Source organism: Carboxylicivirga caseinilyticus (assembly GCF_050589785.1).
GTDB lineage: Bacteria > Bacteroidota > Bacteroidia > Bacteroidales > Marinilabiliaceae > Carboxylicivirga > Carboxylicivirga caseinilyticus.
In genome coordinates this window covers 26,375-40,470 of sequence record NZ_JBNGOX010000031.1, presented here as the reverse complement: position 1 = coordinate 40,470, position 14,096 = coordinate 26,375, and the positions used below count along the sequence as shown (strand labels likewise).

Sequence of the window (14,096 nt, the reverse complement as noted above, 5' to 3'; positions counted from 1 at the left end):
TAGTTTGAAAGAAAAATAGCAAGCCTGTAAGCCGGGTCCTGTTTCCTTAATAAATAAGGCGTCTATCATTTATCTATGCTTATTGTCACCAATAAACTTTAGCGACCTACCCCTCATAACATTTCAAAAGAAAAACAAAACGGGCCGTTTTGCTCCAAAGGAGTTATGATATACATGGTCTTGCAATCCGCCAGACGTACAGCTACTGATGTCACCATCAATACTGGTGAGCTCTTACCTCACCTTTTCACCCTTACCCCAATAGAATCGGGGCGGTTATTCTCTGTTACATTACTATACCCTCACAGGTATCTTCCTATTCAGAAGCGCGGTGCCCTGCATTGCCCAGACTTTCCTCTTTCACCTTCGTGACAGCGATAGACCGGCTTGCTATGCTGCAAAATTAATACTTATTATTCGATTTTAAAGGGTAAATATTTATCCAGTTCAACCAGAAAGGCCCCTTTATAACCCATATCTTTAATTTTCTGTAATTCTTCTCTTGCTTCAGTTCCCGGGAATTCACCCACACAATATCTAAAGATCTTGTCTTTCATTCTGAATTCCATTACATTATCCAAGTTCTCAAAATGGCTCAGATAAACCGGAAACCTAAAGGCACTTAATTGAACTGTATATGTTTTATTAGGATCAATTTTTGTATTTCCAGACCTATCATTCTGTGGCTGATCTTCTGACATTTTATATTGAGCAGTATTAACAACAAAAGCCTGATCGTAACCCATTGCTTTGATTGCAGCAAGATTACTTTTTGCCTCTTCATAGTTATTAAACTCACCAACAGTATATCGAACAAAACCGTCTAAGCATACATATTCACGAGCTACATCAACTGCCTGAAAGAAAGAAGCTACTCCTGGAGGATTTTTCAATGCAATAATCTGAATGGCCCAATAAGGTGATTCAGCCTTTTCCATTCTGATTATCTTTTTATTCGTCCTCAAATAAGCAATATCTTCGGCAGCACCATATGAAGTGCTAACCATTATTGCAGCTATTATTAGTAATAATTTGAGTTTCATTCTTACAATATTTTGCCGTTATACGACTATTTAGTTCATAGTTTAGTTAAGATATTTCCATACAACAACCTCAATACGACGGTTGCTCAGATGTTCACTTTCATCGCAATATACACCACGCTTACATTTATTTAGTAAATATCTTTCACCATATCCGCGTGGAATCATGTTTTCATCATTAACACCTTTCATCATCAGGTATTTTTCAGCTGCCTCTGCAGCAGTTTGCGATATGTCAAGATTCTTATACTTGTTACCTCTGGCTTCTGTATGACCATTTAATTTAACAACAACATTTGGATTCATTAATAAATAAGCTGCCAACTTATCTAATACCTGCTGCCCTTCTTCTGTAATCTGGTCTCCTTTGTAAGGAATAACAAATTTTCCAATCTCATTTAATGATGCATCATCAAATATAGGAGTTAAAGATAAACCATTATTATTAATGTCATTAATTTCCATGATATGAACTATCATTCTCTTGGCATTAAACTCTTCTCCTTTTGATAATTCTATTTCAAATTCCTGGTTATCATTCTTAAATTGATCCGGAATAATAATATTCACTTTACCGTTAGCATCTGTATATGCCGATGCTACCATCTCACCAGTATTGGCATCTTTAATAACAACCTGTGCACCCTCAATAGGATCACCTTTAAAAGTTGATGTTAAAATACTTGCAAATGCTTTTGGATAAGCAGATAAATCAGTTCCTGTTTCGGTATTTTCTGTTTCTGGTTGAGTAACAGTTTCCACAACGGTTGTTTCAACCACGGGCTCTTCTTCTACAGCCATTTCATCAAAGACAGGAATAGTTTCTTTTTCCTCTTCCTGAGATGAATCAATAGGTAACATTACGAATATACCATCAGAACTACCTGAACCAATTCTGTTACTTGATAAGAAACCTCTCTTACTGTCGGTTGGATCCAATACAAAACCAAAATCGTCCTTACCACTGTTTATAGGTTGTCCTAAATTAGTTACATTGGTATACTTGCCATCAACATATTCAGCTTTAAAGATATCTAATCCACCAAAGCCCATATGACCATCCGAAGCAAAATACAAATCTCCTTCATTACTGATAAACGGCCATTTTTCATTACCATAAGTATTCACCTCTCTACCAGCATTTTCTGGACGATCAACATCGCCATTAGCTTTAATTTTGGCCTTATAAATATCCTGACCACCAAAACCACCACGTTGGCTTGATGTAAAGAATAAATATTTATCATCATTTGATACTGCAGGATAACCTATGTCAAAATCATTTGAATTGACACTTAACTCTTTTTCGTTTACCCAATCACTACCATTGTATTCCGAAGTAAATATTTTAATTCGGCTTCCCCCTTTTATCTTAACTACCTTAGTATAATAAATTCTCTTGAAATCACTTGTAAAGGAAGTTGCACCCACATGAAAATCATACTCAAGATTACTTGAAAAAGATTTGCTACCTTCCTGAATTTCACCGTCAATATATTTCGATGAGAATAAATTAAGAAAACCTTTACCTGTATTATCAATCTTTTTTGATTCTTCTTCTTTCTCTCCTGAATATACTACTTCATCTTTGTAAAACTGAATTCCAAACGATTGACCACCAATTAATAAGTCAGCGGGATTTACCCTAACATCCTGATTAAAAACCATATTCTCATTCGCCCAGTTACAAGCTTTGATCAACTCATCCATACCTAGTGGATTAGCTCCAGCCTTTTTAGCTTTATTATACCATTCAATTGCAACTTCGTAACCACCCTGTTGCTGATAACAAGAAGCGTAATTCACCATATCTACCTCATTAGTTATATCTGACTCCATACCTAAATACATATCAAATGCAGTCTGGATATCCTTCAGATTAAAGTAGCATCGTGCAATTTTTAGCTTCGTTTCCGTACTATTATCACCTTTCTCAACGGCTGCATTAAAATATTCCAGGGCTTGATAATAATCCTGATTTTCATACAAATTGTCAGCACGCTTGAGCTCGGTACGTTGAGCGCTTACCATCTGTGCCAGTAGCATCAAACCCAAAAGCACTGATGTTTTAATGTTAGGTATCATAGCTAAAAAATAATTAGGCAACATTAATTTTATTCTATCGTCAGGTGTATGTTTCATAATTCCGTAATTATTTAGAAATACCTGATTGAACGCATTCCAGGACGCTTATTGAAAGAGAAATCAAACTGGATACCTATTTCATGCGTACCGTATTTTCCATATGTATTTAATGGTGATATGGAATAATCGAATGAATATCGTACTGTAAATTGTCGATTGATTATATATTCAGTTAAGAATACAACTTCAGAAATACTTCTATAGGATAAACCTACCCAAACCTGTTCTGCAAACAGAACATTGGCTGACACATCAAAAGTAAGTGGGGCACCAATCACCGTTCTGATTAAGGCAGTTGGTTTTACCTTTACTTCACCCCAATCAAAAATATAACCTCCATACCAGTAGGCATGCATATTTTTATAATTAAAGGTGTTTTTAAAATGTAACTTATCCTGATCAAATTGAGGATTAAAAAGACGAGGTATTGAAAATCCTGCAAAATAATCTTTAGCAAAGAAATAAGCACCTACCCCTGCATTAAATCCAAAATTAGTTTCCTTGCCCTGATAAACCGGATCATTAGGATCTATTGTAATGGCCTTTGTACCATCATAAACATTAGATGTTACACCCATTTGTAATCCAAATGATAAAAACTTATCACGACGATCCAACTGAATTTTATAAGATGCAGCTCCCATAAACTCGAAAGTATTGGTAAAACCTATCCTATCGTTAGTAATGATAGCACCAACTCCCAAATTGGTATCTTCAATGGGTCCATGAATATTTATTGCTTCATTCATTGGAGCATTCTTCATTCCTAACCATTGGTTTCGATGGACAATTAAACCACTTATGATATCACGCGTACCGTTATAAGCAGGGTTCAATATACCTTGATTACCAATATAGTGGTTATATTGAGCCTGATCCTGTCCATTTGCTCCAACAGCAAAGCACAAAATCAATAATATGGGAAATATGTATTTCATCATGGTCATCATTTAATCTAGCGTCGTATTTCAATTGAACCATTATATTCTCTGGTTTCAACCTTTGTTGAGCCCGCTTCAGCATTATTTATTTTGATTGTAAACACATAGAAATAAGTACCATCCGGCAAGTTATTACCCAGCGAAACCATTGCTCCGGCATTTGATTTGCCATCCCAAGTATTATCATATTGCTTACCTTTTGATCTGTAAACCACAGTACCCCAACGATTGAATACCTCTAATTTAGACTCTGCTACTTCAGCCTTAAATTCTCCATCAATCTCAAATACATCATTAAAACCATCATTATTAGGTGAGAATGCATTTGGTATCAGAATACTATTATCATCATCAACATCTATGTTACCTACAAAGAAATAAACATATGCTGTATCGATTCTCTCGGCATAATCAGTATTTCTCACAATGTATCTAACGGTATCACGTCCATAAAACGTTGGTGATTTCTTAAATTCAAGCTTACCTCTATTATTAATGGTTATCTTATTACCATAGTCAGTTGTTACAGCCATATCCTGGGTGTAATTACCATCTGCTGATAAATACATTAATTCAAAGGCAATATTTGTACCTAACTTATCCAATAAAACTTCATCTTTAATATCATTAGCCCAAACATCAATACTGTCGGTAAGTAATCCATTTTTAAGCATTAAGGTATCATTGATTGCAATAAGAGGTTCCTGATAAAGTTGAATCATACCGTTCATCATTGATACACAACCATGTTCCGACACAGCCTGTACTGTATAATATCCAGGTAAATCTCTTGGTCCGTATTTAATTACATTTGCTGTACCTATACTATCCACCGCAGGAATAAATGAAGTATCATTAATTAATAATTCATAGCTCGTACCCAATTCAGATCCATTTAATATTAATGTATCAACACTTACCTGTCCCTGACACATATCTGCACAGTCAAAATAATTTGTACCGTTACTCATGCGTAATTCAAGGTCAAATATTGTTGGTAAAGCATCCTCAATAACCTGAATTGTATCAGACCACCACACCTCACATCCTGTATCAATATTAACAGCACGTACCGAATATTCAACTGTATCAGCCTCAGCGCCCATGAAATAACCTGAGAAAATCCTGTTACTTCCGTCACCACTTATATAACCGATATCTTCCGTAAAATCGCGATATAGAATATAAGCAATACCACTTTCTGTTGCATTTACTCCCAACTCAACACCAATACCATCTGCACAATATCGAACAGTATCAGAAGATTCTATTCCATTAGATATGGCAAACATTGTATAATCAGATGGTCCGTCTTTATATGTGATATCTATAGTACCCATTACCGCATTACACGTTGTATTCGCTATTGCAATTATCTGATAGGTAATCTGTCCTAATCCTGATTCAGTAACCAACCAGGTTAGCTCGTTACCATCACCTATTAACGTGTCACTTTGAATAGTACCATTATCAATATAATATTCTATTCCAATCTGACTATCAGCAAGTCGTATTGTTGTTCCAACTGAACCACAAACGCTATAGGCATCTGATGTTACTATTTTCTTCTCAGGCTCTTCAATACCAATTACTTCAACAGAATCAGTATTATTCATCAATGTTCTACAACCTAATTCTCCATAACTACCCCAGATAGCATATTTACCTGTTGTTAAAGGCCCTAGATCGACTGGAGAACCTGCAGTTAATCCGATTACTTCGGCAGCTACTTCACCATCAGCATTCACTGCCTGATAAAGTACATCAGTTTGTTGATCGGCTAAAGTAATCGTAACACCGCCTTCTGATGAGCAGTATTCGTATACGTTACCTCCTGAAACTAACTGTTCAATTATATCATCACCTGCTGAAATACTTACTGTATCTCTCATACTTGACGTACAACCATCAGGTGAAATACTATAAACAGTATATGATCCATCAACAGTTACTGGAACAAACTCTAATTCAGCACCTGTACCATATTTTGTTTCAACCGGAACATTACCTGTACCATCATTACGTAATAAAATGTATTCGTAATTAAATTCAGAACCATCCAATGTTAATACTGCAGGATCTGCACTACAATATTTCTCGGCTCCATATAATCTGAAGGCTTTTGGTAATGGATTGTAAGAAATTGTTACACGATTAAGCATTTCATTACTACAGCCCAAAGGATCATTTTGATAGTCATCAAAACCAATTACTTTATAGGTTCCTTCAGCAAACAGTTGGCTAAATTCAATTGGATCAGACACATTTGGCTGATTGATTACATCTACTAGAACATCATTTCCACTACCATCAATTCGATAAAGAACATAATCAACATCAGCTTCTGGTGAATTAACTCTGATTGTTATGCCACCTGAACCAACACATATCGGACCTGATGGAATGTAGTCAACAACTCGTTTACCCACAACACCAGCAATGGCCACATGGACAGGTGAATTAAATGTATCATCAATGACAGTCATACAAGATCCATTGTATGCCTCTACTCTATAGTAACCGTCTGCATCAAAAATTGGATCAAATGATATATTTCCACCATCTCCAATTATTTCGTATCCAGGAACCAGCATATCTGTTGCCATATTAATAACAACATATGTAATTCCAGCTTCACTGTTCGGAACTGTTATAATAGTTCCATTTGTACAGTCGGTACCATCAACGACTGTAAGTGTACGATCTTCCGGTAAGTTTGTCATTGTAACTGTTACAGATCCATTCATCACTGTTGGTGAACAAGAAGTTGTTGGATCTTGCTTAACTGCTCTAACTGTATACAAACCTTCACTACTCACAGTCCATATAATCTGAGCTCCTGAAATAGTTCCGAAATCACCTGTTGGATTACTATCAAGCATTAATTCATAATCAACATCTGTTTCAGGATTATTAATATATAATTCTGCTGTTCCTCCTCCTTCACAGAAAGAATCTTCTCCTTGTAAGTCAAGAACAACCGGAAGAACATTTAATGTAATATCCAAAGTATTAGCCATTGAAGCACCACAAGTCAAACCTTCAACATTGGCTGTTACAGAGTATGTACCTACTGTATAATCGCCAGTAAACTCTAATGGCAAACCACTTGTTGAAGATAAAATATCTTCAGCATAAACACCATCCTTAAATAAGGTATATCTTACACCAGCTTCCTGATTGTCAAGTAATAATTTAACACCCGTATCTTCAGGACAGTAGCTAGGTATATTATTCAGAGCGATAAGATTAAAAGCTGTTGGCATAGGTTGAATTGTAACAATTACATATTCATCCATTGGGAAATAACACCCCCCTTCTTCAACCGCAACTGTGTAAGTTCCTTCTGCAGTTTGTGGACCAAAATCAACAATAGATCCGGCTACACCAACAGCTGTTTTCACTTCAACACCATCCAGATATAGTCGATAAACAATACCATCATCAGCACCTGACAAATAGATATTAACACCTGATCCATCTTCGCAATATGTACCATCTCTCGGATCAGTATTGGCATCTGTATAAACTTCATAGTTGTTTCCTGAATAAGTCACATCTATTTGATATTGATTATTCATGATTGAAATACAACCTGTTATCGTATTTACAGCCTGAATTGTATAGATTCCCACAACCGTTTGGGGTCCAAAGTTCAATTGATTACCATCTCCACTTAAAGATGAAAGCACTGCACCATTAATTAATAAATAGTACTCTACTCCTACTTCAGATCCATCCAGGATAATATCCGAACCACTGGTACAAGTTGTTTCTACAATAGCAGGACTTAAATTGAATACTGTCGGTAAATCGTTTCTGGTTATTGTCACCTGGTTATTCATTTCCAGACGATCAGCAGGCACACTTGCATTGTATGCTTCCACTTTATATGTTTCAGTTCCGATAATGTCATTCCATATAATGGTATTAGTTCCATCGTAAGTGATACTCGAAACAACAGAGTTATCAGAAACTTGCATTAAGTCATAGGTTATTCCTATTTGAGCACCTGACAAATAGATACTTATACCTGTTGCTACCTCACTACCATCACCACAATATTCAGAGGCTGTCGCTATAAGATCATATGATATAAGTCCTTCAAAAACACTCACTATCAACTCAGTGCTATCTTTACATCCAGTGCTGGTTTCAGCAACTACTCTTATAATAGTTTGGTCATCGTTTACATCGGTCGGAGTCCACAAATATGTATCTGAACCATCATGTGATGTATCCTCAAGACCATTTACTTTATAAACATAATTAACAACATCTGTACCGCTTGCAGTAAATGTTATTTGAGTACCTGCAAGAACACTTAAACCAGGTGATGCAACCAACGACACACCAGATAATGGATTTACAGTAACATCAAGAACTGTTGATGATGGGGCTGAACAACCATTAGCAAATTCGTAGTTAACTGTAATTTGCTGTAAACCATCATTCTCCCAATTAACAGTAATTGCATCTGTTCCTGAACCGGATATTATTGATCCTCCGGTAACAGTCCATACATAGTTTAGATTTCCACTTTCTGTAGAATATACCTCTGTGTTATTATTACATGCATCGGCTGAACCAGTTATAGTTGGTACCGGTGTATCTTGAACTGTTACATCCAGAATTGTTGGAGAAGCAACATCACATAAATTTGGATCTGTGTAACTAACTGAGATGGATTGTGTTCCAACAGTATTCCATTCAACAGTAATTTCATTCGTACCATCACCAGAAATAATTGTACCACCTGTTACTATCCAGGTATAATTGGTCATACTTAATTCTGTTGAATAAACTTCTGAATATTTATTACATACAGTATTACTTCCTGAAATAGTTGGAACTGGTAATGGGTGAACTGTTACATCAACCTGGGTTGGAGCAACTGCATTACATCCACTTGTGTTATCATAATTAACTTCAACAGAACCTTGTCCAACCACATCCCATGTAACAGTTATTTGATCAGTGCCAAAACCAGCAGTAATAGTACCACCTGACACATTCCATTGATAATTATTTTGTCCTGATTCTGTGGAATATACATGACCTGTTGTGTTTAAACATGCTTCTGTTGGACCATTTAATGAAACGGTTGGTATAGCATTTACAGTTACCGGCAACACAAATGGAGTTGCAGCCGGACAAGAGGCCAGTTCATAATTTACACTTATTTGTCTTCCAACACCAGTAGTCCAAATTACTTCTACCAAATTTGAATTTTCAGGATTGGTAGTAAGAATAGTACCCCCTACTATTTGCCAATCGTAATTAGAAGCTCCACCCTCTGTTGTGTAAATAACTGTATGATCTTCACAAACCACATCATCTCCTGCTATTGTCGGAGTTGGCAAATCAACAACGTTGATAGTTGTAGATGTTGCAGCTAGCGGATCACAGGCATTTGTATCTGTATAAGTCACAGAAATAGTATGAGTTCCGTTTACACTCCAGTCAACCACAATACTTTCAGTATTTTGTCCACTGGCAATTGTTCCACCTGATCCAACTGTCCATACATAATTACTCATTCCAGACTCAGTAGAATAAGATTCACTTACTCCATTACAAACAGTAGCTGAACCAGAAATAGTTGGTACAGGTAAAGCGTTTACATTTACAGGGTAAGCCGTCGGACTCACAGGTTCACAACCGTTACCATCTATATATGTAACTGAAATAGAATTAGCACCAGATGTATTCCAGGTAACCGATACAGATTCAGTTCCATTACCAGAATCAATACTTCCTCCGGATATTGACCATACATAGCCGGTCATACCCAAATCTGTTGAATAAATATTTCCACTCGAGTTCTGACAAACATCAGCAGGACCAGAAATAACAGGCACCGGTAAATCATTTACCTGAACATCGAGTACATATGGACTAACTGCTGAACAGTTTCCATTGATAGTCTCATAATTAACACTAACACTCTGTAAACCAACAGAAGTCCATTGGATATCTATGATATGAGGATTTGCTGTTGGAATTATTGTTCCCCCAACTACATTCCAATCGTAATTAACGTAGCCTCCTTGCGTTGAATATTGTTCAATAGAATTTAAACAAACATCATTACTTCCTATAATAGAAGGTGTAGGTAAATCATGAACAACAGTTGCAAGTGATGCTGGTGCAGCAGCAGAGCATCCATTTGCATTATCATAATTAACACTTACTGAACCATTACCCAACGTATTCCATAAAACAGTTATTGTTCCATTATTATCATTCGACTGAATGGTACCACCTACTATATTCCAAACATAATTTGACATTCCTGTTTGAGTAGTATACGTTCCAGTTCCATTTATACAAACATCTGTATCACCTGTAACCGTAATAGTAGGAAGAGAATTAACAGTTATGGATTGAACAGTCGGTGTAGCTGGCGAACAACTTTCAGCTGTTTCATAACTCACAGTAACACTTTGAGCCCCTGTATTAGTCCATAGAACATCCACATAATCGTTACCATTTCCTCCACCTGTAACAGAACCACCACTAACAATCCAAACATAATTTGAAAATCCGGCATCTGTTGTATATGTTTCAGTACTATTTACACAAGGTGTAAAATTACCTGATAATGCAGGTGTTGGAAGAGGATTAATAGTCATGACTAATTCAGGAGCTGAACTAGCCTGACATGAAGCCGTTGTTGTAACCGACACAAAAACTTCATCCCCGTCAGCAAGCGAATTGGTAGAAAACAAATTACTAGCTCCACTTTGTTGACTTACATTATTTACAAAAAACTCGTAATTAGCTGCAACAACTGTTGCAGATGCATTTGCTACGGTAGCTGTAAAAGTAACAGTAGTTCCATCACAAACAGGATTTGCATCCACTGTTAGGTTAACAACGGGGTTTGCATTAACCGTCATCGATACAGAATTAGAAGAATCACTACAACCTGAATTTGTTTCTGTAATGACTACATATATTTCATCTCCATTCTGTAATGCATTATCTGTATAAGTACTTGAAGAACCATTTTGCATGGAAACATCTGATGCTCCCCGCACTCTATGAAAATCATAATTAAATACCGCTCCTGGATCATTTGGTGTCTTAACTGCACTGGCATTAAAAGTAACAGGGGTACCTGCACAAATCACAGAGCCCGGCGAAGATATACTTATTGATGCAATTACTTCATGAACCGTTACTGTTACATTTGCTGTTGCACTACAATCTGTTGCAAAATTAGTATCAAAACCTTCAACAATTATAACATCACCATTTACCAGTGTATTATCTGAATAAGTATTAACTGTACTCCTAGCCTGAACAATATTACCCGCACCAATTGCATTTTTATAGAATATATATTCATTGGCACCAGCTGCTGTGAATGTAACATTCGTACCAACACAGAAGGCATCTCCCGGTTGATCTGAAGATAATGTTACAATTGGATTTTCATTAATTACAACATTATGATCTAATGTATTGGTACAAGTACCATCATCAACAGTTAATGTATAAACACCTTCATGCGTTAATTTTACAGTTGTTGGTATTGTTAATACGGAACCTGCACTAACACTTGCATCTGGCAATAGCCATGAATAGGTTACGCCACCACCTCCGGTAAGACTTAATGCATCACCTTCACAAAGTTCAGAAGTTGTTATCGCAATATCACCATTGATTGTTGGAACAGGCAAAGTGCTAATTACCACGTTTACTGTGCCTGAGGCTGTACAAGAATTTCCATCTGTAACAACAACAGTATAAACACCATCATAAGTAGCCTTATCCACAGAAAAAATTAATGGATTCTCATCTATACTTGTAAAACCATTTGATTCGTGAGACCAGGCAAAAGAATATGAAGATGTACCATTGGTTCTGTTTGCATATAATTGCAAATCACTACCATCACAGGTAGGATCATAAGATGGCGAAACTATTGGAGGATCAAATACGGTTACTGTAATACTTTCTATGGCACTACAATCTGTTGCATAATTAGTATCGAAACCTTCTACATAAATAATATCACCATCAACCAATGTATTATCTGAATAGGTATTGGTAGCACTACGACCTTGAACAATGTTACCAACAGCTGTCCCATTTTTATAGAAAATATATTCATCTGCACCACCGGCAGTAAAAGTCACATTTGTTCCCGGACAAAATTCATCACTTGTTTGATCACTACTTAAAGTAACAACAGGAGTTGGATTTGCAATTACAGTCCAATCCAATGTTTCTTCACAAGTACCTTCAATTATTTTTAACGTATAAGTTTCACCAGCAGGAATAGTTGCACTAATATTATTAATGGTTAAAACATTACCCAGAACAGTACTCATATCAGGAAGAGTCCATTCATAAACAGCGCCACTTGCTCCACCTCCCCCAGTAAGAATCAATGTTTCTCCCTGACACAACTCAGTTGTTCCGGAAATACTACTTCCATTTATGGTTGGAGTCGGTAATTCCTGAATAGACACATCAACCAAACCTTCAGAACTTGAACATCCTGCTCCATCCGTTACCACAGCTCCGTATTGACCAGCATCACTTAACGATGCAGGATTTATAACCAACGTGGAGTTGGTTTCTCCTGGAATAACAACACCATCCTTAGTCCATATATAACTACCATACACACCACTTCCACCAGCAGGTGAAGCTGTTATTGTAAGATTGCCATCAACACAAACAGGAGCATTATATGATAATGTAACTGTTGGTATTGAATTAACGGTAACGGTTGTTTGAGTTGTATTCTCACAAGTATTTGAATCTACAATTGTTAATGTGAAAGTATGAGTTCCTACACCATAATCATTTGAGCTTAATGTTACATCTTGAATAGATCCAACAACATTACCAACTCCATATGTCCATTCGTAATCGGACATTAAATCAGGATCACCTAACAAGGTAAAATCAGCACCTAAACATACCGGTCCGGTATTAGCTGCTGATGCTGAAGGTAAAGGATTTACAACAACTGTTGCCGAACCGTTCATAGTACTTGCACAATTGTTGTCACTTATATTATAGGCTTCAACCGTATATGTATCAGCCGTAGAAACAGTAAAACTAATAGAACTACCCGTACCAGAAATTGGGAAACCAACCTGGCCTCCACCACTATTAATAAGGAAATATTCCATTCCGGATTCAGAACCACTAAGAGTTAAGGTTGCTGATTCACCTGAACAGATTTGTTGATCAGCGCCAAAATTAAACACCGATGGAGTCTGATAGACAAATGTATAATCATTATTAACAGTACCAACAGGCAATCCAACGCTATTGCGTTGGATATAATCAAAGTATATCCTTTGACCATAATAAAGAGTTTCAACCCTATCTAAATAAAATCTAAAAACAGTGCTCTGACCTGTCCCTATGTATTCACCCCATGTAGGATGTTCTTCCGGAGAACCAACAAATGTTGTAATTGTCCATTCAATTGATGCAGCCTGAGGCGCCCAACTAGGTGGTACCAAATCAACATATCCACCATCTGAACAATATGAATTATCCAAACTAGGAATGGTTCCGTCATTACCTTTCAGGATCGGAATACCAAGTTCACTATACTTATTTGCAAAGTATTGGTTAATTTCCCTAATTTCTCCAGCTGACAAATCGGTTTGAGCCAACACAAAACTATTTTGTATAAGCAAACCCAGAAATAAGACCAATCCTAAACGAAAGCGTAAATAATTTTTCATAAACATTTGTTTATCTAATCCCCAACTTCACAACCCAACCTGCCGTTAATTATTTAATACTAACATCTTTTTATGTTAGTTAAAATTACTGTCTTAAAGTTCATTTCCGACTTCTGTTTTCTATTTTAGAAATGATTTTCAGCAATGATAATCCGAAAACCATTTAAAAGTCGCAATAAATGTTCTGTTCAACAGTATTAACGTTTCTACGAAGCACCAATCAAGTTGTTTCACTAATTCTGCTT

Annotated in this window: 4 protein-coding genes and 1 other RNA gene; all 5 read right to left on the bottom strand. The window is 36.5% G+C overall.

Going from position 1 to position 14,096, the window contains the following annotated elements; all coding sequences use genetic code 11:
* Nucleotides 1–11: 11 nt before the first annotated feature.
* An RNA gene (gene rnpB / locus ACRD62_RS15310) (RNase P RNA component class A) lies at nucleotides 12–394 on the bottom strand.
* Between the two features lie 19 nt (nucleotides 395–413).
* Complete coding sequence (locus ACRD62_RS15305) at nucleotides 414–1,043, bottom strand: SPOR domain-containing protein (RefSeq protein ID WP_430820984.1); 630 nt, start codon at nucleotides 1,041–1,043, stop codon at nucleotides 414–416.
* Between the two features lie 42 nt (nucleotides 1,044–1,085).
* Nucleotides 1,086–3,185 (bottom strand): OmpA family protein, encoded by a 2,100-nt coding sequence (locus ACRD62_RS15300; protein ID WP_430820983.1) that lies wholly within the window; start codon nucleotides 3,183–3,185, stop codon nucleotides 1,086–1,088.
* Between the two features lie 14 nt (nucleotides 3,186–3,199).
* Nucleotides 3,200–4,129, bottom strand: a complete 930-nt coding sequence (locus ACRD62_RS15295) for a PorP/SprF family type IX secretion system membrane protein (protein WP_430820981.1) — start codon at nucleotides 4,127–4,129, stop codon at nucleotides 3,200–3,202.
* A gap of 14 nt (nucleotides 4,130–4,143) precedes the next feature.
* On the bottom strand, nucleotides 4,144–13,851 hold the full coding sequence (locus tag ACRD62_RS15290) for a T9SS type B sorting domain-containing protein (protein ID WP_430820980.1): 9,708 nt from the start codon (nucleotides 13,849–13,851) through the stop codon (nucleotides 4,144–4,146).
* Between the last annotated feature and the right edge of the window lie 245 nt (nucleotides 13,852–14,096).